General features: G+C 59.1%; 24 protein-coding genes and 2 pseudogenes. 9 read left to right on the top strand and 17 right to left on the bottom strand.

Annotated elements, in window-relative coordinates; all coding sequences use genetic code 11:
- Positions 1–223 precede the first annotated feature (223 nt).
- A complete protein-coding gene (locus tag A3AY_RS0111725; RefSeq protein ID WP_018325868.1) occupies positions 224–856 on the top strand; it encodes a Hint domain-containing protein in 633 nt (210 codons plus the stop codon).
- A gap of 659 nt (positions 857–1,515) precedes the next feature.
- Here A3AY_RS0111725 and A3AY_RS35105 read toward each other — a convergent pair.
- Positions 1,516–1,792, bottom strand: a pseudogene (locus A3AY_RS35105) (DUF1236 domain-containing protein).
- Between the two features lie 465 nt (positions 1,793–2,257).
- Between A3AY_RS35105 and A3AY_RS39120 the strand changes: the two are divergent.
- Positions 2,258–2,419, top strand: coding sequence for a hypothetical protein (locus A3AY_RS39120; protein WP_018325864.1), 162 nt, complete (start codon positions 2,258–2,260; stop codon positions 2,417–2,419).
- 197 nt (positions 2,420–2,616) lie between these two features.
- Here A3AY_RS39120 and A3AY_RS41440 read toward each other — a convergent pair whose 3' ends face one another.
- From A3AY_RS41440 to A3AY_RS40490, 4 genes are read right to left on the bottom strand one after another with little or no spacing between them, the layout of a single operon-like run.
- Positions 2,617–3,075, bottom strand: coding sequence for a DUF982 domain-containing protein (locus tag A3AY_RS41440; RefSeq protein WP_162709243.1), 459 nt, complete (start codon positions 3,073–3,075; stop codon positions 2,617–2,619).
- A 59-nt stretch (positions 3,076–3,134) separates the two neighbouring features.
- Complete coding sequence (locus A3AY_RS40500; RefSeq protein ID WP_245275905.1) at positions 3,135–3,416, bottom strand: PDZ domain-containing protein; 282 nt, start codon at positions 3,414–3,416, stop codon at positions 3,135–3,137.
- On the bottom strand, positions 3,413–3,583 hold the full coding sequence (locus A3AY_RS40495) for a PDZ domain-containing protein (protein ID WP_234913147.1): 171 nt from the start codon (positions 3,581–3,583) through the stop codon (positions 3,413–3,415). Before A3AY_RS40495 ends, A3AY_RS40500 begins: the two co-directional genes overlap by 4 nt.
- Positions 3,540–3,725: a Do family serine endopeptidase gene (locus A3AY_RS40490; protein WP_026203359.1), complete on the bottom strand. Its 186-nt coding sequence runs from the start codon at positions 3,723–3,725 to the stop codon at positions 3,540–3,542. The genes A3AY_RS40495 and A3AY_RS40490 overlap by 44 nt, the downstream gene beginning before the upstream one ends.
- A gap of 360 nt (positions 3,726–4,085) precedes the next feature.
- On the opposite strand from A3AY_RS40490, the gene A3AY_RS0111685 reads away from it, so the two are divergent.
- Positions 4,086–4,553, top strand: a complete 468-nt coding sequence (locus A3AY_RS0111685) for an Hsp20 family protein (protein ID WP_026203358.1) — start codon at positions 4,086–4,088, stop codon at positions 4,551–4,553.
- Positions 4,554–4,652: 99 nt separating this feature from the next.
- A pseudogene (locus A3AY_RS35090) lies at positions 4,653–5,161 on the top strand (Hsp20/alpha crystallin family protein).
- Between the two features lie 277 nt (positions 5,162–5,438).
- Here A3AY_RS35090 and A3AY_RS0111675 read toward each other — a convergent pair.
- From A3AY_RS0111675 to A3AY_RS41660, 3 genes are all read right to left on the bottom strand, one after another.
- A complete protein-coding gene (locus A3AY_RS0111675; RefSeq protein WP_018325862.1) occupies positions 5,439–6,098 on the bottom strand; it encodes a DUF6766 family protein in 660 nt (219 codons plus the stop codon).
- A 159-nt stretch (positions 6,099–6,257) separates the two neighbouring features.
- On the bottom strand, positions 6,258–6,560 hold the full coding sequence (locus A3AY_RS0111670) for a DUF982 domain-containing protein (RefSeq protein WP_026203357.1): 303 nt from the start codon (positions 6,558–6,560) through the stop codon (positions 6,258–6,260).
- A gap of 121 nt (positions 6,561–6,681) precedes the next feature.
- Complete coding sequence (locus A3AY_RS41660; protein WP_026203356.1) at positions 6,682–6,936, bottom strand: con-10 family general stress protein; 255 nt, start codon at positions 6,934–6,936, stop codon at positions 6,682–6,684.
- Between the two features lie 390 nt (positions 6,937–7,326).
- Between A3AY_RS41660 and A3AY_RS0111660 the strand changes: the two genes are divergently transcribed.
- Positions 7,327–8,235 carry a hypothetical protein gene (locus A3AY_RS0111660; RefSeq protein ID WP_026203355.1) on the top strand — a complete coding sequence of 303 codons (909 nt, stop codon included), beginning with the start codon at positions 7,327–7,329 and terminating at the stop codon, positions 8,233–8,235.
- 433 nt (positions 8,236–8,668) lie between these two features.
- Here the strand turns inward: A3AY_RS0111660 and A3AY_RS35085 are convergent, their stop codons facing one another.
- Positions 8,669–9,025: a response regulator gene (locus A3AY_RS35085; protein WP_162709244.1), complete on the bottom strand. Its 357-nt coding sequence runs from the start codon at positions 9,023–9,025 to the stop codon at positions 8,669–8,671.
- A gap of 900 nt (positions 9,026–9,925) precedes the next feature.
- On the opposite strand from A3AY_RS35085, the gene A3AY_RS0111650 reads away from it, so the two are divergent.
- Entirely contained in the window at positions 9,926–10,129 is a 204-nt protein-coding gene (locus A3AY_RS0111650) for a cold-shock protein (RefSeq protein WP_018325858.1), read from the top strand.
- A gap of 649 nt (positions 10,130–10,778) precedes the next feature.
- Here the strand turns inward: A3AY_RS0111650 and A3AY_RS0111640 are convergent.
- The 8 genes from A3AY_RS0111640 to A3AY_RS0111600 form a co-directional block, all read right to left on the bottom strand.
- On the bottom strand, positions 10,779–11,789 hold the full coding sequence (locus A3AY_RS0111640) for a DUF3618 domain-containing protein (RefSeq protein ID WP_018325856.1): 1,011 nt from the start codon (positions 11,787–11,789) through the stop codon (positions 10,779–10,781).
- Positions 11,789–12,205, bottom strand: a complete 417-nt coding sequence (locus tag A3AY_RS0111635; RefSeq protein ID WP_018325855.1) for a phage holin family protein — start codon at positions 12,203–12,205, stop codon at positions 11,789–11,791. Before A3AY_RS0111635 ends, A3AY_RS0111640 begins: the two co-directional genes overlap by 1 nt.
- Complete coding sequence (locus A3AY_RS0111630; RefSeq protein ID WP_026203354.1) at positions 12,198–12,785, bottom strand: hypothetical protein; 588 nt, start codon at positions 12,783–12,785, stop codon at positions 12,198–12,200. The genes A3AY_RS0111635 and A3AY_RS0111630 overlap by 8 nt, the downstream gene beginning before the upstream one ends.
- A gap of 281 nt (positions 12,786–13,066) precedes the next feature.
- Positions 13,067–14,059: a YihY/virulence factor BrkB family protein gene (locus A3AY_RS0111625; RefSeq protein WP_040668560.1), complete on the bottom strand. Its 993-nt coding sequence runs from the start codon at positions 14,057–14,059 to the stop codon at positions 13,067–13,069.
- A gap of 224 nt (positions 14,060–14,283) precedes the next feature.
- Positions 14,284–16,011: a cation:proton antiporter domain-containing protein gene (locus A3AY_RS0111620; protein WP_040668557.1), complete on the bottom strand. Its 1,728-nt coding sequence runs from the start codon at positions 16,009–16,011 to the stop codon at positions 14,284–14,286.
- Positions 16,012–16,361: 350 nt separating this feature from the next.
- Entirely contained in the window at positions 16,362–17,870 is a 1,509-nt protein-coding gene (locus A3AY_RS0111615; RefSeq protein ID WP_018325851.1) for a sulfatase, read from the bottom strand.
- A gap of 452 nt (positions 17,871–18,322) precedes the next feature.
- Positions 18,323–19,147 carry a glycerophosphodiester phosphodiesterase gene (locus tag A3AY_RS0111605; protein ID WP_018325850.1) on the bottom strand — a complete coding sequence of 275 codons (825 nt, stop codon included), beginning with the start codon at positions 19,145–19,147 and terminating at the stop codon, positions 18,323–18,325.
- Positions 19,148–19,176: 29 nt separating this feature from the next.
- Positions 19,177–20,256, bottom strand: a complete 1,080-nt coding sequence (locus A3AY_RS0111600; RefSeq protein WP_085995026.1) for a LacI family DNA-binding transcriptional regulator — start codon at positions 20,254–20,256, stop codon at positions 19,177–19,179.
- 56 nt (positions 20,257–20,312) lie between these two features.
- Between A3AY_RS0111600 and A3AY_RS0111595 the strand changes: the two genes are divergently transcribed.
- The 3 genes from A3AY_RS0111595 to A3AY_RS0111585 all read left to right on the top strand — a co-directional run bounded on the left by A3AY_RS0111595 (position 20,313) and on the right by A3AY_RS0111585 (position 23,816).
- Entirely contained in the window at positions 20,313–21,686 is a 1,374-nt protein-coding gene (locus A3AY_RS0111595) for an ABC transporter substrate-binding protein (protein ID WP_018325848.1), read from the top strand.
- A 74-nt stretch (positions 21,687–21,760) separates the two neighbouring features.
- Positions 21,761–22,714 (top strand): carbohydrate ABC transporter permease, encoded by a 954-nt coding sequence (locus A3AY_RS0111590; RefSeq protein WP_018325847.1) that lies wholly within the window; start codon positions 21,761–21,763, stop codon positions 22,712–22,714.
- A gap of 1 nt (position 22,715) precedes the next feature.
- Positions 22,716–23,816 (top strand): carbohydrate ABC transporter permease, encoded by a 1,101-nt coding sequence (locus tag A3AY_RS0111585; RefSeq protein ID WP_018325846.1) that lies wholly within the window; start codon positions 22,716–22,718, stop codon positions 23,814–23,816.
- Position 23,817: the final 1 nt, after the last annotated feature.

Here is a 23,817-nt window from a genome sequence, read left to right as displayed (position 1 = left end):
CAATCGCGCGCGGCGCCACTTCCTCGGACTGGCGACTGCGGCGACAGCAAAAATCGCGCTCTTAGCCGCAGCTTTGTCTCCTTCGACTGCCCACGCCAAGGGAAAGGCGTGGTGGAAAACAGGCGGCGGTTCCCCTGGCCAGGGCCATGGGCCGTCCGGGGGGCATGGCCAGTCGGGGGGCCATGGCCAGTCGGGCGGGCACGGCCAGTCCGGCGGCAGCCCGATGTGCTTTCTGCGGGGCACCTCCATCATGACCCCGACAGGCGAGGTCTTCATCGAGGATCTTCACATCGGCGATCGCGTCGAAACGGCGGACGGCAAAGCCCGGGCGGTCAAATGGATCGGTCGCCACGCCTACAGGCGGAACGGTTCATCCTGGAACGATGCCGTCGTGCCGATCCGTATTTGGCGGCACGCTCTTGGCCACAGCACGCCTCATCGGGATCTCTATCTCTCTCCCGGCCATGCGTTGTTGATCGATGGCGTGCTGATCAGGGTGAAGGACCTGGTCAACGGCACNTCGATTGCACCNGCTCCGCACCGAGAGACGATCGAGTATTACCAGATCATGCTCGACAGCCATGANGTGATCCTGGCCGANGGTGTCCCGGCCGAGACGTTCCTTCTCACGGCCAGCAACATCGAAGGCTTTGCGAACTTCGCTGAATTCACGCGCCTCTATCCCGGCGATCACCATCGTTCGATGACGCCTTGCGCCCCGATTGTGGGGCTGTCCGGCCGCGAGCACCTGAAGGCGCTTCTGCCCCGCGGGGTCCGCCGTGCCTTTCAGATGCGCGAGCCGGTTCGAGACATCTCTGGACGGATCGCCGCTCGCGCCGGGCAAGTGATCGGATAGGACGGAGTTCGAAGGCGGACGAGATCCCCGCCAGACTATGACGTTGGCGGGGCTAAGACGCGTTTGTTTCCTTACCGACCCTTGGAACAAACGCGTCTATTTTATGTTTTCCTTATTAAAGGAGATCGCCATGGAAACCCCCCATTCGAAACGCCTTCCGATCGGCGATCCTGGCTACCGCTCNGAGCTGCAAAAGGCCCTGAACTACTCGATCGTCGACCTGATCGATGAATTCACCGCCGCTGGATGGGACANGTGGGAAACGCTCAAGGCGCTGACCAAGGTCGTCTGTGACCATGCCCTGGCCCATCAAGAGGATCGCGATCAATCCCGCACGTCTCCAAAGCGAAAACCACCTGGCTCGGACAAGTTACCGCCGGCACAAGTAACTTCGTCGCGAAGCCAAGGTCACGGTATCCGATGACGCACAACGGCTGAACGTTACGAGCGCGTGACAGGCATACAAAGGTCACAAGGCTGAGCTGCAGGAAACGCTGAGTGTCGCCCGCTCCGATGGAATCGTCGCCAAGGCATGGCGCGACACGCTTCCAGCGCTCTGACGAGCGCGGCAAGCATGAACGGTCGTTGATCTGGACGAAGGTCGACTGGTAAAGGAGGATTGCGGGCCAGGGAACCGGGCCCGCAGTAACATTTTCACCTCATTGGACGATTTCGACCACCGTGCGGGTCTTGGGATTGACCAGCACGCGCTTGTCGTTAACCAAAATCGGGCTGATCCCGGATCGTGTGGATCTCGACCGTCTTGGGAAGCGTCGTACCGCCGGCAAGTTCGCCTTCGAACGTGGCCGATGGCGTCTTTTGCTCAAGAACGTATGTCCGCGCCTCGCCGGGAACGGTAACCGTCGCCGTCTGTGCAGCTGCGGCGCCGCCGAGTGCGAGGAACAGCGATACGGCAGGTATAATGAGTTTTTCCATGACTTCCTACTTGGTTGTAAATGCCGGGGACAACGACGGCGGCAAGGACATGGTTCCAAGGAAAGTCCTACATGTAGTGCGGTGCGGCCTCACAAACGGGCCCGCTGTTCGGAAACAGCGGGCCTAAAGTATTACGTCATGAAATCCCCAGCGGACCCCATTAAGTGACCAACTCCGATAATACGCGTTGGTTCCAATGCCAGCGAATCTCCCGTGGCAGGTTGGAGCCACCACCCAGCCATATTGGCGACTCGACGCCCGCAGATTCTCGCATGACGCCCGGGTCCCGCAATGTATGGAGACGACCACAGAGTGCGGACGTCCGATCGCGTAACTGTCTCGGTGAGCGCGTTCGGCCAATCGTGTCTGGTCAAGAATTGTGGCTGCAGCTCTCTATTGGGACAGTCCACCGCTCGACAATGCGTTACCCCGGTTCATCGGCATCCTTGGTTCGTGTCGTCTCACATGGACCCGAACGGCCTCGCGCGCTTCGGCTACCGACGAAAAGCGTTCGCCATCAAGCTCAATGACATCGTATTTCACCGCCATGAAGGCAAGGCAGCCGTCACGCTGCATGAGAACACCAACCGGGATACCCTGGTACTCGACAACCTGCTTCATCACTGAATTCTCCGTTCAAGACGCGACACAATGGTACGGATAACGGACGCGGCTTGCGTCTGATTAAAATGTAGAGACAAGTTATTTGGGGTTTGATCTGACAAACAGAGCCTGAAAGTACAGTATAGATTCCGTTTGTCAATCCATGACAAACGGCAATAGATTTAAAATCAAAAGTATTATATTTGCCACCCGACGCTTTTCTAGTAATACTTTTTGTGCAGTGCAATATCTCCCAGCGGTAGATACAATCTGCCAAAGACTCTCGCGAAGTTGCTTGCCACTGGCGTCACGGCCCAAGAACAACTCTGGCACGACGTCGCACAGAGCGCCCTGCCTTCAGGTTGCGTGCTTGACGTCGCCTCGATGTAGGGTCCTGCATGCACAAGCACAGCGCCCCCACCGGCGGCGACGATCGCCTCGGTATCGGGCGCGAGAAGATTGGCCCGTCTCGCGAAGTTGACAAGCGTCCCGCGAGCGATCTCGACTTCGCGCCCGCAAGTGCTGCCCTGCAGGCATTGAGTGCGATTGCGTGCGTTGAATTTCGCTTCGATGGCGGCCTCATTCAGCCAGCCATAGGCCTCTTTCACGCCATGGACCTTAGCCGGACTTCCGAGCCCTGCAAGGATTGTCACCGGGTGTCGAAAGCAATCGTGTTTCATCGTTCTCCTCCATTCACGCGACTTTCAATTCGTCAAGCGTCGGGCAACGAGCTACCGGATCACCAAAAGAGCTCCAACCCACCGCGAAACAGTTCGAGAGCGATCGTGCCGCTGGCGTTGTTCAACGCCGCCGCGAGTTCCGCCACGGTGGAGACGGGGCGACGATTGACGGCAACGATCACGTCGCCCGCCCGCAAGCCCGATCGCGCAGCGGCACCTCCATCTTCAATACTGGAAACGACCATGTTGCCGGTCGCATCCTGGAACTGCGCGCCCTCGAGGCGAGCGGATATAGCGCTGGGCTCGGCAAGTGCTTCATCCGGCTCGATGCGAACCGTCACCGTTTTGGGCACCCCATCACGCAGGTATCGATTTCGACGTGAGATCCGACCTGCGCCAGCCTGACATGATTGCGCAGATCTGCCGAGCCGGTGATTTTACGATCGTTAACGGCAATGATGACATCACCAGCTTGAAGCCCCGTGGGCCGCCGGGGAATTGCGCTCAACCCTGCCGACGACGGCGTCGTAGCTTTGCTCTATGCCGAGCGCTTCGGCCAGGTCGGGTGTCAGGTCCTGGACGGAGATGCCGATGCGGCCGCGCCGGACTTCGCCATGCTCGATCAGTTGCTCCATCACCCTCGATGCCATTGCGATTGGAACCGCAAAGCCAATACCGACATTGCCGCCGGCCGGCGCGATGATGGCAGTGTTGATGCCAACGAGCAGCCCGTCCGCGGTGACCAGCGCACCTCCCGAGTTGCCGGATTGATCGACGCATCCGCCTGGATGAAATATTTTTTAAGCACTCGAGCGCACCGAATGCTAACAGTCTGAATCATATGACATTTGTTCACTGAGCCGCTCGAAATAGACTTGATTTCCTCTTGACGCGACGCAATGGAGTCCCATCTCATTTGTGTCGGCAGCAAAGATGGGCCGACACTGTCAGGGAGCGTCGGCTTTCTTGACGCCCCCTCGTATCTATGTTGCTCAAAGGAGGATGTAGCTATGAGAACGAATATGGACTTCTCGCCCTTCTACAGGTCGAGCGTCGGCTTCGACCGTATTTTCGACCTGCTGGAAAGGACCGCAGTGCCGCAGAACGGCGACAACGGGCCGCACTATGACATCGTCAAACTCGGTGAGGACAGCTACCGAATCGTGATCGCTGTCCCCGGCTATAGCGACGACGAACTGACGATCACGCATGAGCCGAATATGTTGGTGATCAACGGCGCCAGGCCCGAAAACGAGGACGTGCAGTATCTCCATCGCGCATTGGCACTGGGACCCTTTGTCCGGCGCTTCGAGCTCGCCGACCACGTCAACGTCAATGGCGCGAAGCTTGAGAACGGACTGCTGACCATCGACCTGACGAAGGAAATTCCCGAGGAGATGAAGCCGCGCCGGATCGCGATCGATGCTGCGCCGACCGCGGAGCCTTCGAAACAGATCGAAGGCAATGTAGCGGCCTGACGCAAACCGTGGTCGAGACCCAACCCCTCGAGAGCGGGGTCGCTGCGGTCACGCAAAGAGCAAAGAAAGGAAGGTTACAGACCGAGAAAGGAAACGACGATGAGTGTACGTGACTTGATCCCCTGGAACCGTGGCAGCAACCAGATTCCGACGTTTGGGCGCAGGGACGATATGGATCCGTTCCTGTCGCTGCATCGCAACATCAACCGGCTGTTCGACGAAACCCTTCGGGGTTTCGATGCGCCATCATTGTTTGGCGGCATGACCCCTCGCAACGGTATGTGGCCCAGTGTCGAATTTTCGGAGACGGACAAGGAAATACAGGTGACCGCTGAGTTGCCCGGTCTTGAGGAGAACGACCTCGAGGTCTTGCTGGAAGACGGTGTTCTGACGCTTCGCGGCGAGAAGAATTCAAAGAACAGGACAAGGATCGTCAGTTCAGCGAACGCTACTACGGGCGTTTTGAGCGGCGTCTCGCCCTCGGTCGCGACATTGAGGAGGGCAAGGTCGCGGCAACCTTCAAGAACGGGGTGCTCACGGTAACCTTGCCAAAAAGCGAAACGGCTGCGGCAAACGCAAAGCGCATCCCGATCAACAGCCCCAAATGATCCACACAGGACCTTGCCCGGGTGCCTCCGGCACCCGGGTTAAACGGTGGCTATGAAGCTCGGTCGCGGCGAAGCGTCGCTAAAAATACGTGGCACACAGCATGCCACCAAGCGGCGTCCGGATGTGAAGAGCGTCATCGTCTAAGTGATGACGCTGGCAGCCAGACGAGCTGAGGGGAGCGTCCTGAGCCCGCGAAAGGGGCGTCGATCAGCTCGTCGCGCCTATAGCCGGTGTGGCGAAGACGGCACCGCTCCGATCGGCACCCGGTCCTCGTCCTCATGCGCCCGTCTGCGAGTGGGGGGCCGACACGGGCTTTGACTCCGGCGAGCCCCGAAACCTCAAAAATATGGAGAGGACGACGAGGACGGCGGTCGACAGGAACTCACTCTGCCAGTTTTGAAACGACTCAAACCACAACTGGGCGCTAGAAAGATGATCTGCTATCGCGGGTTCTGGTTCTCCGTGCAGACGAGCCTGGACCGCCTCGGCGACCAGGCTCCCCCGCACATGGAGCACGAAGCTCACAGCGAAGAGCAGGAACAACGCAAAGCCGAGAGAATAGGAATACAATGATCTGGGAAGCCCGCCCATCCGCACCGGAAGTGGCGCGTCCGGCTTGTTCTCGTCGCCCGCGGGATCGGCATCCTGCGGCGAACTCTCGTTGGGATCTTTGGATTCCGCCGAACCGCGCTGGAACAAAAACGCCGTGAGCACGACGTAGGCCGACATTTGGAGAAATTCGCTCTCCCAGTTTTCAAACAGAGCGGAGAGGAAGTGTCCCGTCGTAAGGTATTCGCCGACTGCGACCGCTTGCGCGCCGTGCTTCGTGAGGTCGTCGTTGTAGACCGACAGGCCGGTCATAAGCATTCCGAGGATGGTGATCACCGTGGCCGCCAGCAGGACGATCGTCAGACCATTGTTCTTGAGAAACTTCATTGCCACCTCCACCCGTGAGGCATAACCTGGAATGCAGCGAATGACCTGCTGCCACGACAACTCAACACGAGATTACTTTGTTTGTTCCGTCGACGGATGAGGTCGGCGCGCATTATCATAAAGGCCGACCATGCCCCGGGGTGAGTGCCGTTTGGTCCTTTAAACGCGCGCCCAAGGCAAATGACCAGATCGACGATAGGGCAGCGGCGCCGCCACCACCGCCGGCAGGCCAGTCTCGAGACATGCGGCTATAAACGCCTCTCGCGCCACTTCTGCCGGCGCCAGGCCACTCAAACCTCGTCTACAGGCCAGAATCGCTCGATCGTAACTGGCGCCGCGTTTCTGCGGCCATTCGTTTTCCAGGAAATCCAGCGCATCGTAGACGCTCGCGAATGTTCGATCCATGCCGTCCCGAAGGGTGACTTTTAGCGGATGCCTCCAGGGAATATCGCGTTTGTTCATCGTATCTCCTCCTATCAGAGCTCTGTTTCGCAGGGCGTTTGGCAACTGAACCGTATCTCCGTGGGCACTTGAAATCATCGGGAGGCCAAACGGCCTCCCGTATTTCAATGTATGGATACGGTTACGACCGGCCGCCACGGTCACCGCCGCCTGAGGACTGTCCGCCTTTTTTGCCGGCTTCGGCTGCCCGCTCCGGATCGTTCTTGAAGTTTCCGCCGGACGCCTCACCGCCCTTCGAGGCGATTTCGCGCTGCTTGTCATCGTCCATGGAGGCAAAGCCGCGCTTTGACGTATCACTGGATTTTTGGCCGCGGCCACCTTGCTGACCACGGTTCCCTTGACCCTGGTCACGGCTTCCCGATTGCTGGTTAGGCATTTTACTATCTCCTGTTTGGACTGCTCGCCGTTCAACACGACGCCTTATCCAACTTTGCTAATGAAAGGTGGTTCCGATAAAAATCTTCGCCTGACACAATTGTCTGGAAGCGTACAGACACCGAGTTTGCGCGAAAGGACCGGCCACTACGATCACCGCCTGGGCTCCCTCAATCGCGGGCCGACGCGGGCGTGACGCAGGCCCGTGGCAAATCGGCGGTGGAACCAAAACCCTCAACCCGAGTTTATAGCGGCATGAGGCAACCGTTTGAAACAGCGGCTATAAAGGCAAGGGAGAACCAACATGGGACGCGGAATTCTGCTCTGGCTGCTGGGGGTTCCGATCCCCATTATCATCCTTCTCGCCCTCTTCTTCAGATAGGTGGGCGCGATGACGATTCCTTCCTCTACAGTGCCAGCTTTTTCCTCCGACGAATCGTCGGTCTCCGCAGTCAGCTGGGGCGCCATCATCGCCGGCGCGGTGGCGGCGGCGGCGGTCACGTTGTTGTTGACATTGCTCGGCACAGGTTTCGGACTGACGATGGTGTCGCCCTGGTCCTCCGAAGGCATGTCACTGACAACCTTCGCGGTTTCGACTGCCATCTGGCTCGTTGTTGTGCAGTGGATATCGTCTGCGCTCGGCGGGTATATTGCCGGGCGCCTGCGGACGAAATGGAGCAGCGTTCACGCGGACGAAGTTTTCTTCCGCGATACGGCGCATGGCGTTCTCGCCTGGGCCCTCGCCACCCTGATTGTGGCAGGATCGCTCGGATCGGCCGTTTCATCGATGATCGGCACAGGCGTCCAGGCCACCGCAACCGTAACCGCCGGGGCAACGGCTGCCGGTGCCGCCGCGGCAACGTCGAACGAAGCTAGCAATGTCACCTCCTATTTTGTCGACAGCCTGCTGCGTCCTGCCAATCCGACCGCCACGCCGGCGCGAACGCCGCAGGATGACGCCGCCGGCCAGGTGTCGCGCATCCTTCTCAACAGCGCAGCCAGCGGCGATATGCCGGAAGCCGACCGCACCTATCTCGCCCAGCTTGTGGCTTCGCGCACAAGCCTTTCCGAAGCGGATGCCAAGGCCCGCGTCGATACCGTTTTAAAACGCATCGACGACGCCAAGGTTGCGGCTGAGCAAGCGGCCGACACAGCCCGCAAGGCAAGCGCCACTGCCGCCTTGCTCGGCGCGGTTTCGCTTCTTATTGGCGGCTTCGTCGCCGGCGTCGGCGCAGCCCTCGGCGGGCGCCAGCGGGATGACATTGACGAAGTGTATATCGGGCGACAACGCAAGATTTGATCCGAGCTGGCCTCGTGCGGCACGAAAAAGCATCGCGCTGGCGCCCAACGGCAGGCAACAATTCGAAGACATCGAGCGTCCTTGCGGAACGGTTAGTTGTCCCTGCCCGCGGGCTTGCGGCCACGAGGAGGGCCGGACCAGACCGTGATCGCGGGTCGGTTCGGCAAGAACATCGAGCTGGTTACGCCGGCGATGGCCCCCTCACCACCACCACCCTTCAGGCAATCGCATCGGCAACCCAACAGAGGACTCTAAGCACCGAGACTGAGGAAGCCCTGCACGTGCTCCACCGGCGAGGATGCCGATTGCGTCTTTTCCAGCAGAAACCGGAATACGATCAGGCCCACGCGGCACAGCGCTGCTGCGGGATGTCATGGCCAAGGGTGCTCATGGCCTGCTGCGCCGCAGTGATCGGTGGTTGCTCGGCCTGCGATCAGAGCGCATGCGGTCTGCCGTCATTTTTCATGTGGCGAACCTCACGCAGCGCTCCGATTACCTCTCTCGGCAAGAACGGTTTTGATAGCCATACCCCCGTCCGGAATATATCCTCTGCGTCGCGCTTTGCAGAGGCGGAACAAACGATAAACGGCACCCCACGTTCCTTGAGTGCAAGCGCAACATCGCTGCACCGGCCATCTTCTAAAAAAATGTCGATCAAAGCAACGTCGGGGGAGTGGGCGGTCAGCCAAATTTTTGCGTTTTGGCGGGTTGTGAAAGTGGAAACGGCCACAAAGCCCGCTTCAGCGACTATCTGCTCGAGATCAAGTGCGATAAGCGGTTCGTCTTCCAAGATCAATATCGAATGTGCACCTGGTCGATCCATGATTTAGCCCATAAGCCGACAAGGCAACCTATCCCCACCGGGGCAACGCAACAATACCGCGGGCGCCAACTGTCCGCTTTCGCACAATTGACGCCGACCGATTGTAATCCACGGATGAGGGTGGTTTGAACTACCGGCCCCTGCTCTGCTGAAATGCTTTTCAGCCGACCGTGTCAGGTAACCGCGCCATGTCAGCGAACACGCCGACCGAATGGCCGCACTTAATCCCACAGAGTTCCTTGAATCATTCAGCCGTCGGTCAATAAGGGAGGTTTGGCGACGTTCAACGATCTGCTGGTTTTGTTGGACTAGTCGTGCCGACGACGATGCCGACGCTTGGCACGATCGTACGCTGCTTCGGCGTGTCGGCAGGCTGGCAAGCCGGCCGAAACAGTTGACGTTCGGCAAGTCCCGCCGGCCAATCACCTTCGCTGACCGCATGGCAGCCGAAGCATCGGCACCGATGCAACCGGCTGCTCTCCGGCTACCGTCCGGTTCGAACCCGTCCGTTCTTCCCGGCACCTGGACGCCGTAACCAATATTGCAAGACGGCGACGGTGTTCGAGGAGGGCCCACGCCTCATCGACGTTTGTTGCCACTGGACATCCGAATCCGCAATCACAAGTAGATGCACCGTTTCACACCGACTGGATGTGGGGGTTCACGCCGCGGTTCGCGCCCCGTCATATTCTTGAAGCGTTTGCCACGAACCGGAGGCAGGCCTAGGTCGTCCATCCGAGGAGGGTTCGCGCGGCAAAGAGTTCGCGGTTTTCCGATGAGCGAACTTCATCGGTTGATTGGCGATTGCTCCCGCTGTAGGGTTTGTTTCGCGCCTAGACATGCCGCAAAGGTTAACGAGGAATTGAGATGGCGACCGGTACTGTGAAATTTTTCAACGATGATAAGGGATTCGGCTTCATTACTCCCGAAAATGGAGGAGCGGACGTGTTCGTTCACGCGTCTGCATTGCAGCGAGGGGGCTCGCTCAGAGAAGGTGACAAGGTCAGCTTCGAGCTAGGCCAGGACCGCAAGACTGGGAAGTCTAAGGCCGAGAACGTCACCGTGCTTTGACTGCGGGTTCCGCGCGCCACCCGGACCAAGAAAATCGATCCGGCTATCGCGTCAGAGATCTGCGGGCTCACTGACGATTCCGGCTTTTGATCTTTGGCTGTTGATGTGCAGGTCGGATTTGCCCGCTTTCGCCATGGCGAGACCAGATTTGAGCGCGGTTGGTTCGCCGGCGACGTTTGGCAACGGCGGCTGCGACACTGATTTTCTCGGGGCCCGCTATGGTCTTGGGCAACTATCAGCTTCCTCCCGCACAACGGGCGCCCTCGGCAATCAACGCTGCGGGTTATCGCGGAGCGCAGAATATCGCGGGAAGCCAAGCGCTGGCGGCTTCCCGCGGCCATGTGTTCCTGCCTCAGGTCGGTTCGAGGAGGCGCCGAGATTCACCTCTAGCTGGCCCAGATTTCGTGCACGCGTGTTGCTGGTGACCCGCGATAACGCAACCTGTGCGGACAAGAAAAACCCACTTCGCGCGCAACCGGGGAAACGGCTTCAGCGATCACCAAGCTGCGCTCCGATAAGGAACGATGTGCGTCGCGGTCGCCATTTTGCGCGACCCATCGATCCGGCCTGCGGCGCACCCAAATCGACGCGGCTGTATTTGGCCGCTGCCGGCGGCGACCAAAAAAACGCGATTGTCTCGATCAATCCTCTAGCGATGATCCCCACCAATATCTGGACCATGTTTCAAGGATTCAACCTCCTCCACCATCCGATCCCTGGCGGCATCATGAACATCTGATGCCACAGCCATCGCCTTCTCAAAAGCTTCTGACGCAGCCTCCTTGCCCTGATCAAATGCATCCACTGCCTGCGTGGTCACATTTTTTTTCAGTTTGTCAGAGGATTCTCCCAGTGCACTGTCTTCCTGTTCGGTGGGAGGAAGGGCCGCGCCAATTGCCGCGCCAACCGCAAACGCCAATGCCCCTCCTACGAGCGGTTGATTGCGGAAGTGGGTGATAATTGTGCGATTAAGGTCATCGACCCGGTGCTGAATTGTCGCGGCAGCGGCTCCGGAACCTTGAGATATCGAGCTTGCGAGGCTCGACGCCTTTGCGCCAGCTTCGCCAACAGCATCCTTGACGCTCGACCAGGCTTGCGAACCCCATCCAGTAGCTTGATCAAGGATTTTTCCTGACTCATCGAGTATGCGTTCGATCTGTCTTCCACCAGCATCAACGAAGCCGCGATACATATTGCCGGCCTCATCCACGAAGTGCCCCGCACGGCGACCCTCGGCATCCGTCAGTGCCTTGAATTGCCGACCGGTTTCATCGGTGAACCGGCTGTATCTCGCCCCATCTTCCAGGACCGCCGGACCGACCCGGCGAACGTCGCCTTTTGCGGGATAGAGTGGATACGCATCGGCGCGCTCGGAGGTGGACGTGTTCAGCGAGGATGACGTACTCCCCTGCTTTGCCATAAGCCAGGCCAGGCTGACACCCATCAATGCGACCGGCAGCGGATTTGACTTTATCGCCCGGCCAAGATTGCTCACATATTCTCCGCCCCCACTTGCCTTTGCGTAGGCAAGCATTTCGTCCAGCATTTGCCCCGGCGACATTCGGTCCTGAATTGCGCCGATACGTTCTTCAATTCGCTGGCGATCGACATCTATTTCTCTCTGGATGTCGGCGGAGGTTTTTTCGACAGAATGGTCCATCACATCTTCTCCTTGACGACGTTCATGTCACGGCGCAGTGATGCGGTCGTCCGATCGAGATTCAAGCTGGATCCCCGCAAAACCGCGAGGCCTCGCGCGACCAGTGCCCAGGCAACTACGGCGACAAGCAAGCCAACAATCACCGCCGCGGCTGCGTCCGCGTTCACCTCGGTCATCCCCTGATTGACCATGACTGCTGCAAGCACCCCGACAAGCGCACCGAGCAGAACGCCAATCGCGCCAATTGCCAGGACAACACCCGCGAGCAGCACTTCAATGCCGCCGATCGCTTTTGAGAGCTTCTCCGAAACCTCGGTTTTCGCGAGGTCTATCTCTTTGCGAAGCAATCCCGTGACGTCGGAAAACAAGCCGGTCACAAGTTGAGAAAGTGGAGCATCGTCATTTGGCTTAACCATTGATTTGCCCTCCCGTTGCGATCTCGGAAGCTCGGCCGGACTGAGTGTCCGATGGTATGATCGTCGGCCCGGTCACATCGGTCTCCTGGCGGGAGCCGCGCTTCGCAGAGGCCATGAGAAACCGACTGGCAGCGAGGCCCGCGATTGCCGCCACACCGAGAAAGGCGAGCGGCTGCCTGCGCCCGAAATCTTCAGCCATGCCGGCAACCTCGCCTATATCCCGATCTTCGATCTCGTTGGCGATCCTTTGAATGCTACCGCCAATTTGCCTGGCGTACCGGCCGACTTGGGGCTGCTCGCCGCGTTCAAGTTCGGCGCCGACTTTTTCGAGTGCGCTCGCGATTCCGCGGGCTTGGCGCGCGGCGAAGTTCGTCTGTGTTGAAACCGACCCCTTCACCTTTGCGACCGCTGCTTCAGTGCCGTCCTTGATCATACCCCGAGCCGCATCAAGGTCGTCAGCGACTTTGTCTTTGAGTTCGCTGAAGCCCATTGTTGTAGCAGCGGAGGGGTCGTCAGAAGTACTGTTTCTGTTTTCGGGGGACGGAGCTGATCCGCCGGCTGGCAAGAAATCCTCAGGCATCGTGTCTTCCTCCACTTTAATTAGCGGCCACTTAACTTAGCTGGCAGAACTTGCACGTGGAGGAATTGTTCCCGAAGGGAGATCAAAGGCCGATCAGAAGAGGCGCGACAGTTGAGACAGGGAGGAATGCTTCCACCTGGGCTTGTTGCAGGGCACTCATTCAGCGTTGCCTGCGCCTTCACTGACAGGTCAACGCGGCAGCGCTGACGCGGGTTGCGATCCCAAGTCCGGACAGAGTCCATCTCTCCTGGAGTCGCCGCCACCAACTCCAGGAAAAGGTGTCAGTCCACCGGCGGCCCGATCGTGTCGGCGACGTATGCCCCCCGTTCGCCCATTGGCAAGGGTGCTCCGGTCGTCGTGTCGCGGGCCGTCTGGTGCTCCAGTTCCGCGTTCAGCTCCGCTCCGACGATCAATGCGATGACCGAGATCCAGGTCCAAACCATGAAGCCGATTAACGCGCCCAACGCCCCATAGGTCGCTTGATAATCCGCAAATGTTTCGAGATAATAGGAGAACAGTATGGAGGCGGCCAGCCAAAGGAGGGTACTGAACACGGCTCCCCAACTCAGCCATCGAAACTTCGCGGGCTCCCGGCTTGGGCCGTAGTGATAGATCAGGCTGATCCCCCCAGCGACCAAGATCAGCAGGACTGGCCACCGCAGGAGGCGAATTAGGGTTTCCTGCCAACGGTCCAGCCATATGTAGGCAAGTACTGCCGGAACACCTCCAATCGCCGCGATGAGAATCGCCGCGAAGATCAGCGCGCCGAGTGTAAAGGTCAGTGAGACCAAATTCAGTCTTACAATTCCTCTTTTTTCGGCCTCGCCGTAAGCAACGTTCATGGCATCGAAGATCGCCTTCATCCCGCTGTTTGCACTCCAAAGCGCTATAGCCAGCCCCACCACAAAGCTAATGCTAAGCGACGATGCCTTCTGTTGGACAAGCACGTTGAGCTGGTTAAGGATGATGTCGAATGCCCCAGGCGGAAGTATATCCGAGATGAACTCTATCTGTTTCGCCATCGTGCTCGGGTCCGCTATGATACCATAGAGCGAAACAAGCGCGCCGAGAGCGGGAAAGAGTGAAAGCAGAATATAGAACGTCACTCCCGCGGCGATCAGCGTGACCCGGTCCTCGCTCACTTCGCTAACCAACCGCCAGAATACGTCTCTAAATCCTTTGGCCGGGATCTCATTTGGTGTGTCGGCGTCCCGCCCCCTCGCCCGGTCTTCTTCGGAAGCGGCCCCGGAAGTGTTTCGGTCATTGACATCCATTGCTTCGGCCTCCTTCACAAGCGAATATAGCGCCATTCGGCTTGGCGGCCATCTTTCGGGCGCCTCCGCTCCCAGGTGATCGCGGGGTGATTGTTCTTCCAGCAGGACCTCCACGCAATTCCCCCGGGCCCTTCGCATCGCAAGCTGAAGGATGTGGGCGCCGGTGGGCATCTCCGGCGAAGAAATCGTGCCTCCCCTCAAGCTTGGGAAAAACAATCAGACGCTTATTGCAACTCCTTTCGGAACTCATCCCGTCGCTCATGGATGCTGGCAACAACCTTACCCATAGGGATGCCCATGCTGATCAGGGTCGCTTCTGACAATTGGAGACTCGCCTCAATTGTTTCCGGCACAGCGTTCGTTACGCCCATAGCGTAAAGATGCCGGGCATGAGTAGCATCCCTGGCGCGCACGACGATTGGCAGGTCGGGTCGCGCTGCCCGAACAATTTCGATTATGCGGTCCGTGGCATGATCATCATTAATCGTCACAATGAGCGAACTGGCTTCTGACAGCCCACATATCCTCAGGAAATTGTTGTTGCGAGCATCGCCGAAAAACACGGCGTTCTCCTTGCGCCTTTCGCGAGAAACCAGCGCCGGATCGGCGTCGATCGCCAGGTATGCCAATCCATGGCGTTGCAACATACCGGCAACCACCCTACCGACGCGTCCGTAACCGACGACGATGCCATGTCCTGTCATTACATCAGGCATTTCGTCTAACTCGGGTCCATGCTCGGTTTTGGAAATCGCTCTCGCCAGATGTTCTCCCAGTGTGGCCAAGAGCGGCGTTAGGGCCATGCTGATTGCCACTACTGTTAAAGCCATACCGGACACATGAGGCGATACGATACCGGCGGCGGCACCCGCTCCAATGCCAACGAAGGCGAACTCTCCGCCGGCGGCCAACAGCATCGCCATCTCAATTGCGCTCGGCAGAGCGAGACTGAATAGCCGAGCGAGCGGCGCCAGCACGATGACTTTGACTATGAGCAATATGCACAACAGTGAAATGATCAAGCCTGGTGTCTTGATGAATTCGACTATGTCGATTGACATGCCGACGGTGAAGAAAAAGACGCCCAAAAGGAGGCCTTTGAAGGGTTCGACAATGGCCTCGACAGCTTTGCGAAATTCCGTTTCCGACAGGAGTATACCTGCAACAAACGCACCCATTGCCATGGGTAGCCCAAATAAGGCGGCCGCGAAGCCGGCCCCCACGACGATGAACAAAACGGCAGCCAAGAAAACCTCTGAGGAATCCAGCGATCCCACAAGATGAAAAAGCGATCTTAGAAAAACTCTGCCAAACAGAACAATCATTCCGAGCGAGGCGGCGGCTTGCAGCAAGGCGATTCCGAGAATGGTGGCAACATTGGTGCCGGTGTCAGAAGCAAGGATACCCACGAGTAACAGCAGCGGTACGACCGCAAGGTCTTGAGCGAGAAGTACCGAGAAGGTGGCGCGCCCCGTGGTCGTGGACATGCGCCGCTTGTTGGAAAGCAATTCAACCACGGCGGCAGTCGAAGAAAGGGCCAGGCTTAAACCGACCACCAATGCCTGCTGTGTACCCACACCGAACAAGACCGCGATCAATGTAAGGATGGCTGCCGTGATCACGATTTGCAGGCCCCCAAGGCCAAATACAAGCCGATGTAGAGCCAGAAGCCGGGACAGCGACAGTTGGAGCCCAATCAAAAAAAGCAGAAAGACAACGCCTAGTTCAGCAATGCCAGCAACGTTGTTCGGTTCAACGATCGTTATCCAGTAGAGAAAAGGCATCTGGTCCATGGCGGCGCCAAGCCCCAAGGGTCCCAAAAGTGCACCCAGGGTGAGATAGCTGATAATCGGATTCGCGCCCAACCTGCTGACGACGGGGACGATCACGCCCGCCGTTGCAAGGACAACCATGACATCGCTGTAGATACTCAGATTGATCGAACTGGCCAACGCCGCCCCATATGTATCAGATTCAGCTGCGGTAACTTTTCAGTAGAGATATTCGGCGTCACGAGAGCAAGAGGTATTTTTTGCCTTTGCCGATCCATTCTTGGTCTCGAGCTGATCTGCGGGAATAGCGCTTTGCTAGCCCCAGGGCCCGCAATGTTCGGGCTTTAGGGCCGCACCGGATTGGATCATCGCCACGTCCCCGGAGGCGGCGAAACCGGTCACGAGCCGCTTCCAATCCCTCATTCGGAACCGTGGACGTTCTCGGTGGACCGACGTCGCAAGGCGCCGCTTGCTCATCCCAGCGGCGGGAAAGAAAGGCAGTTCTATCGAGCGTCCCACATGACTTGGCCTCAAATCGCAATGCGTGCGTAAGCTTCGAGTGGAGCGTCGTTGGCGCGCATGAGATCCTGCATGAGACACGTCATTGCGTGCTCAATCTCGGGAGAGGTAAGGGGCGTAATTTGCCCTGGATCATTGGCGAGATCATAGAGCCGTGTTTCACTTTCAAGGAGCGCTCCGGGGCCATAATTGTCGAACATGGGTGACCGCTCGTTCACCGGTACTTTGAGGACGGGCGCTCCCTTCGTGAAAGGCATGGGCTCTACAAGCAAAGCTCCAGCGAGTTCCTCCGGCGTGAAGCGCTCCCAGATGTGGGTCGGCATCAGTGTGTACTGGTAAAGCTCCTGGGAGCGAGGGTTGGGCGGAAACCGGTGATAGGTATAACGTCCATCCGTCACGTTGATCGCACCGCCGAAATAGCCGAACAGTGCCCCTTGCCGCAGCGAGCGATCGGCGTCGAGCACCGCCAGGAGCGAGTGGCCCTGCATCTCGGCAACGGTCGGCACGTCGAACAAGTCGAGGAATGTCGGCGCGAGATCGATGGTCTGGGTCAGAGCCGACCGCCGGGTGCCCGCGCTTTCCGGCCGGCGCGGATCGTGGACGAAGAGAGGAATGTGCACGATCTCCTCATACATGTTCATCCGGTTCTTCGCCCAGAAATCGTGCTCCCCGAGAAGAAAGCCGTGATCGGTGGTGACAACAAGGGCGGTATCTCGCCAAAGGTCGTGCGCATCGAAATAATCGAGAAGCTGCCCGATGAGGAAATCGCAAAGCGCGACGACAGCGTAGTAGTTGGCGCGCAGTTCCTCGCACTCTTCCGGCAATTCGTCGACGCGGCCGTAGCGTGGCCAGTCGCGAACCGGACCGTTCCAGCCCGTCCTGAATCCCTCGCGAAACCGCTCGGGCGCAGTGAAAGGTTCGTGCGGATCAAACGTTTCGATCTGCAGAACCCAGTTGTCAGCAGCCCGGTTTCGCTCAAGGAACTCCAGTCCGGTGTCGAAGCAACGCACCGACGGGAACTCGCTCTCGTCCTTGATGAATTCGCGGTTTACGATGTTGCGGCGAAACTTGTCGCGTGCGGACTGGCTGAACTGGCGCTCATGATACATCTGGCACAGGCGGTCCCATGGCGGCTGTACCATTGCTTTCCAGGGATCGCCTTCTTGCCCACGGATGAAATCGTAGCTGTCATATCGGGTGTGATACGTGGCGCCGCCGTCCTCGAAATAATGGAAGTGGTCGGTGACGAGGTGGCTGTAAGACCCGGCCCGGCGCAGCAACTCGGCAAAGGAATTGTCGAACGGCTCAAGCGGCCCCCAACTCCGGTGAAGGAAGCTGAGCCGCCCGGTCTGCAGATCGCGGCGCGCCGGCATACAGGGCAGGCTGCCAACATAATGGCGCTCGAATGTTGCGGTGTGCTCCGCCAACCGGGAGAAATTGGGCGTTGGCACCCGCCGTCCCCCGTAGGGGGCGAGCACGTGTCGGTTGAGCGAATCGAAAAGTACGAAGACGGTCTTCATCGATCTCGTCGGTCCATTTTGAATTGCCGAATGCACGTCGGTGCAGCTATCGACCCGCCCCGGGGCTCGAATTATTGGTCCGCGTCCGGGGTCAAGAGCAGCCCTGCCGCCACGCGCCACGCATTCATTCACCGGCAGCCCGTGGCAGCGCGTCGCGAAAGGCGCCTTGCATTTATTGTCGTCAAAAACAACGCAGCCGCAAGCGGCTCGTCAATATCCCACGAGGAGACGTGCCGGGCAATTCCGGCCAGAAAATTGGGGCGTCGATGTTGAACCCAACTCCATTAGTCGAAGCCATCGTCCGGCAAGCGGAAACGAGCCTTGTGCGGACGAGATTTTGGCATTTCGCGACGCGCCTCGATTCTGAGGTCCGGCCGCAAATATGGCCGGGAGTCAACACGTTCGCGCAATGGCTTTCACCGCCTTGACGCGACGGAAGAAGCGGTTGTCGGCTAACTCCAGGAGACTGCGCCGGTGCGGCCCGCGCGCTTGGCGAGCATGGCGATGAACGGCACATCGTCACCCGAGACCGTGTCGATAAGTCCGTCAGCAATCCATTGCACCAGCGCAGGCAAGGGATCGCGTCCTGCGCGCCAGTACGGAGCGAGCGCGTCGGGGCGAGGCACGTGGACGCGATTGCTGAACCCCGCTTCATGCAACGCCCTCGCATCGTCGGCACAGAACATGTCGAGTTCGATCGAGACCGAATTCGCACTGCATGCCCTCAACACTCCGACAAGGTCGGCGTGGCGGGCGTGGGTGATGGCTTCGGTCCTCAGGTGTAGGTGGCGCTCGACCGCCCGTTTCAGCAACACGTGATCGAAGCTGATGACAATAACGCGGTCGAGGGTGCCCGTTGCTCGCAGCAATCCCTCCACGCGATCAACGGCGATGTCAGGCCGCTCCGCCTCCTTGATCTCGAGTACGATCCCCATATTGTCCCGCTTTGCCCAATCGAGCGCCTCCGCTACGGTCGGTATTTTCGTTCCGGCGAAAGCGGGATGAAAGCAAACCCCTGCATCCAGTCTGCGGATCTGCTCGAGGCTGAGGTCGGCTGCAAAACCGTGGCCGTTAGTCGTTCTGTCGACGGTCAGGTCGTGCAGGACGATCGGCTCACCGTCTGCGGTCAGGACGACGTCGATCTCCACCGTGGTCGCCCCCGCAACCTTTGCGGCTTCGAATGCCGGCACCGTATTTTCTGGGTAACGGAGACTGTAGCCGCGGTGTCCACAAACATGGACGCGTCCTGTTTCGCGGGCAAGGAAATTGAAGGCCATTTTCATCCTCCATCAGTTGGTTGGCTTTGCTACCGGCGCGCTTTGATTGTTTCGCGAATGACGAGCTCGACCGGGAAGTGCACGGAGATAGGCGGGGAGTCTGGTTCGGCGAGACGCCGGTTGAGAATCGATATGACATCCCGGGCAATCCGTTGAGGATCCTGCCGCAGAGTCGTTAGACCATAGGAGCTCCATGCGGCCATGGGCACATCGTCGAAGCCAATGACCGATACATCGTTGGGTACGTAAAGACCCGCCCCGCGAATGTAATCGAGCGTGCCGAATGCCATAAGATCATTCACGCAGAAGACCGCGTCGGGAATCGGGCCGCACGCCAGCAGCTGCCGCGCCGCCTCTTTCCCGCCATCATAGTCGGCGCGGCTAGCCCGAACGATTTTCGTCTCGAATCCGGACGCGGTGGCAAATTCAGCGAAGGCGTGCTCGCGGGCGGCGAGACTGAGGCACGGATTTGCCCTGTTGACGACTGCGAAACGAGAGCCTCCGGCCAGCCGCAAGGCCTCAAAGGCCTGCTGCGCGCCGTCCCGGTCATCGCAATGGACGCTGTCGAGGCCGGTCTCGGCCCGATTCACCACGATAAGCGGCTGTCCGTTTCGTCGCGTGAGCTCGACGAGACTGACTGGCGGTGAGCCCGAGAGGAATACGGTCGCTTCCGCGCGATAGCGCAACAGCTGGCGGCTGGCATTCGCAACATCGTCCGCCGTGGACCCGATGCTGATGATCACCGGGACATTGGAGCGCTCGATCAAAGCGTGCGAGATAGCTGCAACCAACTGCGCCTGGAATGGAGCGTCGGCATCGGAGGTGACGAGTCCGACCAGCCGGCTTCGATTGGCGAGAAGCCCGCGGGCGAGATCGTTGACCTGGTATCCGAGTGCCGCGGCTGCCTCCCGCACCTGTGCCAGCGTTGCCGGTGCGATGCTTGCGCCAGGGGTAAAAGCGCGCGAAACCGCCGACCGGGACACGCCTGCACGCTCGGCGACGGCCTGCGCGCTCACGAAGCGGCCCTGGTTGCTGTCTCTGGTATCCGACACCGGCTCAACTCCGCTGGACATTCCCCGAAACGCATTCATAATCGTGTTGCACAGCATTGCAACAATCAATGACGGCACGATAAAAATACGTGTCGCGGCTGGGAGAAACCAAAATGATTCACTGGAAAATCGCACCTGCTGCGCTTGTGAGCGCGGCATTGATCGGTGGCAGCGCGGTCTACCTTTCGGCGACGCCGCTGCTCGCGCAAGAAACCGTTCAACTCGAGCTATGGTCGCGTCAGGATCCTTCGGGGCCGCTGCGTCCCGGCAACGTGATCAAGGCTGCCGAGCGGCTGAACAAGGAGCTCGCGGCTGAGGGCTCTTCGAAGCGCGTGGAGGTTGCCGTGCGCGAGAGCCCCGCCAAGGGCTTCGACGACGACGCACTACAACTTCTCAAGGTATTCGGGATCGGCGAAGGTCCGGATATATTCATCGCCGCGCACGAATGGATCTGCGCCTTCCAGGAGGATGGATTCGTTCTAAAACTTGACGACTATATCGCCAAATACCCTCAGCATTTCGGCACGATCTTTCCGTCGCTTTGGTCATCAGCAAAGTGTCCCGACGGCACCTACGCAATTCCGCAAGACGCGGAGGCGAGGATGTTCTTCTACAACAAGAAGCTGTTGCGCGAGGCCGGTTACGACACTGCCTTTGTCGACGCCATGCCGCAGCGTGCGCTGTCGGGTGACCTGACGATGGATGAGGTGCTTGCGATCGCCAAGCAGGTTGTTGACAAGACAAAAGCGCAATACGGTGTCCTTCACCGGCCGAACAAAGGGCCGGACTACATCATGGTCTTCCAGGCCTATGGCAGCGACTTTGCCGATCCGGAAACCGGCAAACTGCTCCTCGAGCGCGACAAGCTCGCTGCTGCCTTCGGTTGGTTCGAGCGCGGAGTGAAGGATGGGGTCATCCCTGCCAACAACACCGCGATGGAATTTGATGCTCTGCGCAAGGAATTCTACACCGGTAACGCAGCGTTCTGGATGTACGGCATCTGGGATCTGGGGAGCGTGGCATTCCCGACCTACGGGCTGCCGCAAGACGAAAAGGCGTTTTCCGCGGATTGGGGCTGGATTGCAGCGCCGGCACCTGAAAAGGGTGGTTCACCGGTCAGTCTGACCCATCCGATCGTTTATGCGATTGCTGCTGACACGAAGGAACCGGAGCTCGCCGCCCGCCTGGTCGGCCACGCCTCGGCGGCCGACCTGAACACCGATCACGCGGTCACAACGACGCATCTCGGCATCAAGCCCGAGCAACTAGAAGATCCACGCTATGCCAAGGCCTGGCCGCTCGCCAGGGCAACCGAACTGCTAAAGATCACCAAGTTCCTTCCTAACAACTCGCAGTTCGGGGATCTCAACGGCATTATCTATGCCGCAATACAAGGCATAGAATCTGGGCGGTTGTCAGCGCAGAAAGCAGCCGATTTCGTCATCGAGGAGGCGTCGTCCACCCTCGAGGACGTGATCGTCAAATAGGTTCAATCTGTCTCGCGACCGTCGACCTGGCGCGCTGGGTCGACGGCTGCGAAGTCCGCCGGGCGAGCCAAACGATGACGACGATAGAAGAACAACTCATGATCGAGAGGCGCGGCCATGCGGCCTCGGTGGCGCGCAGGCGCACGAATTTTGTGATCTTTCTCGGTCCGGCGATCGTCCTGACTGTCCTCTTCTTCGGTGTCCCCGTGATCATCGATATCGCAGTATCGTTCACCGACCTCAGTCGTTCGCTCCGCATCACCGAGTTCACCACCGAACAGTACGAGAAGGTCTTTCGTACTGACCGCCGCTTGTCGCAGGTCATAGGTCTGACATTCATTTACGTCTTCGGCACGCTGGCGATCTTCAACGTCACCTTTGGCCTGATCCTGGCCATCACCACGACCGCGATCCGGAATGCATCCGGCAGCTTCTTCCGGGGGGTGTGGCTGCTGCCGCGGATGAGCCCGTCCGTCCTTTACATTCTGCTCTGGCTGTGGGCGGTAAGCCCCACCGAAGCCGGTCTCGTAAACCAGGTCCTCATGCAGGCGTTCGGCCTCGACGCGCCGCTCGATCTGCTAACCTCCGCGCCAATCGCGCTTATCATTATCTCAAACGGGTTCATCGGCGCTTCGATGGGCATGATCATTTTTACCGCCGCGATCCGCAGCATTCCCGAGCACCTGTTTCACGCTGCGGCAGTAGACGGCGCGGGAACGTTCGCAACGATCCGCTTCATCACCCTGCCGGCGTTGCGCTGGCCGATCAGCTTTGTGACGATCTACCAGACATTGTCGCTGCTGGTCAGCTTCGAATACATCCTGCTCCTCACCAAGGGCGGGCCATTCTACGACACGACCGTATATGCGCTTTACGTGTACCGTCGCGCCTTCGAGAGCGGACAATACGGCTACGGAGCCGCGCTGGCGCTTTTTCTCATCGTCATTGGCGTAGTTGTCGCACTGCTCGGCTGGCGCTTCTTCGATATGGAGCGACTGCTGCAGCGCCCCCGTATCGAGGTACATTGAGATGGCCGCGCCGGTGATCTCCACTGCGTCCGTGGCGGCATCGGAATCCGCAGTCCATTGGGATGCTTTGGCGGCGCGAGCGCGGGCGGTCCGGCGCAGCAAGGCCGTCGTTCTCTACGCCTTCCTCATTGCCGTGTCGCTGCCGATTGTCCTGCCCTATTTCTGGCTCGTCACGATCGCCTTTTCGGCCAAGACCGGCGTCGCGGAGACGGCGGTTCTATGGCGTTCGATGGCCGTGTTGGTGCCGACCGTCATCGCCTTCTGGCTCACTGCCGCGGTCGCACAAAGCCGACGTCACACATGGATCGGCATTGCGGCAGTCTCCGCGATCGGTGCCTTAGCCTTCGCCTGGCTGGTTGGTCCGGACCTGCACCTTGGCAACTTCATCTTCCTGTGGGAGCCGGACTTTGCCTCGGTGGTGCGGTCTCGGGTCGGGGAAATCAAAGGCGCGGTGCAGTTTCCAAACGTCTGGCATGCATTTGGCAATTCCATCCTGATCGCAGGGGCGCAAACCGCCATTGTCGTTACCGTCGCCTCATTGGCGGCCTACTACCTGTCGCGCTTCCAGTTCCCTGGCCGCTCCTCGATGCTGCGCTCGCTGCTGGTGCTTCACGCTTTCCCCGTGCTGACGCTGATCGTGCCGATGTTCCTGATGCTTTATTGGATCGGGCTCCTCGACACACTTTTCGGTGTCATCCTTGTGCTTGTCGCGTTCGAGCTGCCGTTTGCGATTTTCATCATGAAGGGCTTTTTCGACGCAGTGCCGTGGGACATCGAGATGAGCGCACTGACTGACGGCGCGTCACGGCGACAGGCATTCGCGAGGGTCGTGCTGCCACAGGTGAGGAACGGCATCCTCGCCATCGCTGTCTTCACCTTCATCCGGGGCTGGGAAGAGTACATCTTCGTGTTCACGTTCCTGATCAGAAACAGCAATTGGACAATGAGCCTTTACATGTACTGGGTGCGCGATGACGTCATGGGTGTCGACTACGGCGTCGTATCTGCGGTTGGAGTCTTCTATCTTGTCCCGAGCCTCATCCTCTACATGGCTGCGCAGCGCTATCTGATGCAGATGTCGATCGGCGGCGTGAAGGGGTGAT

This window comes from Rhizobium giardinii bv. giardinii H152 (assembly GCF_000379605.1).
GTDB lineage: Bacteria > Pseudomonadota > Alphaproteobacteria > Rhizobiales > Rhizobiaceae > Pararhizobium > Pararhizobium giardinii.
The sequence above is the reverse complement of the archived record's forward strand: the minus strand, read 5'-3'. Positions and strand labels throughout refer to the sequence as shown.

What these genes read in the sequence shown, in the direction of transcription:
- A3AY_RS41440 (WP_162709243.1), bottom strand. Translation starts at nt 3,075, where the DNA reads ATGAAACACGATTGCTTTCGACACCCGGTGACAATCCTTGCAGGGCTC.
- A3AY_RS0111615 (WP_018325851.1), bottom strand. Translation starts at nt 17,870, where the DNA reads ATGAAGACCGTCTTCGTACTTTTCGATTCGCTCAACCGACACGTGCTC.
- A3AY_RS0111595 (WP_018325848.1), top strand. Translation starts at nt 20,313, where the DNA reads ATGATTCACTGGAAAATCGCACCTGCTGCGCTTGTGAGCGCGGCATTG.
- A3AY_RS0111630 (WP_026203354.1), bottom strand. Translation starts at nt 12,785, where the DNA reads ATGCCTGAGGATTTCTTGCCAGCCGGCGGATCAGCTCCGTCCCCCGAA.
- A3AY_RS0111605 (WP_018325850.1), bottom strand. Translation starts at nt 19,147, where the DNA reads ATGGCCTTCAATTTCCTTGCCCGCGAAACAGGACGCGTCCATGTTTGT.
- A3AY_RS0111670 (WP_026203357.1), bottom strand. Translation starts at nt 6,560, where the DNA reads ATGAACAAACGCGATATTCCCTGGAGGCATCCGCTAAAAGTCACCCTT.
- A3AY_RS0111685 (WP_026203358.1), top strand. Translation starts at nt 4,086, where the DNA reads ATGAGAACGAATATGGACTTCTCGCCCTTCTACAGGTCGAGCGTCGGC.
- A3AY_RS0111590 (WP_018325847.1), top strand. Translation starts at nt 21,761, where the DNA reads ATGACGACGATAGAAGAACAACTCATGATCGAGAGGCGCGGCCATGCG.
- A3AY_RS0111635 (WP_018325855.1), bottom strand. Translation starts at nt 12,205, where the DNA reads ATGGTTAAGCCAAATGACGATGCTCCACTTTCTCAACTTGTGACCGGC.
- A3AY_RS39120 (WP_018325864.1), top strand. Translation starts at nt 2,258, where the DNA reads ATGGACCCGAACGGCCTCGCGCGCTTCGGCTACCGACGAAAAGCGTTC.
- A3AY_RS0111675 (WP_018325862.1), bottom strand. Translation starts at nt 6,098, where the DNA reads ATGAAGTTTCTCAAGAACAATGGTCTGACGATCGTCCTGCTGGCGGCC.
- A3AY_RS0111600 (WP_085995026.1), bottom strand. Translation starts at nt 20,256, where the DNA reads ATGCTGTGCAACACGATTATGAATGCGTTTCGGGGAATGTCCAGCGGA.
- A3AY_RS0111585 (WP_018325846.1), top strand. Translation starts at nt 22,716, where the DNA reads ATGGCCGCGCCGGTGATCTCCACTGCGTCCGTGGCGGCATCGGAATCC.
- A3AY_RS0111625 (WP_040668560.1), bottom strand. Translation starts at nt 14,059, where the DNA reads ATGGATGTCAATGACCGAAACACTTCCGGGGCCGCTTCCGAAGAAGAC.
- A3AY_RS0111640 (WP_018325856.1), bottom strand. Translation starts at nt 11,789, where the DNA reads ATGGACCATTCTGTCGAAAAAACCTCCGCCGACATCCAGAGAGAAATA.
- A3AY_RS40490 (WP_026203359.1), bottom strand. Translation starts at nt 3,725, where the DNA reads ATGGCATCGAGGGTGATGGAGCAACTGATCGAGCATGGCGAAGTCCGG.
- A3AY_RS0111660 (WP_026203355.1), top strand. Translation starts at nt 7,327, where the DNA reads ATGACGATTCCTTCCTCTACAGTGCCAGCTTTTTCCTCCGACGAATCG.
- A3AY_RS41660 (WP_026203356.1), bottom strand. Translation starts at nt 6,936, where the DNA reads ATGCCTAACCAGCAATCGGGAAGCCGTGACCAGGGTCAAGGGAACCGT.
- A3AY_RS0111650 (WP_018325858.1), top strand. Translation starts at nt 9,926, where the DNA reads ATGGCGACCGGTACTGTGAAATTTTTCAACGATGATAAGGGATTCGGC.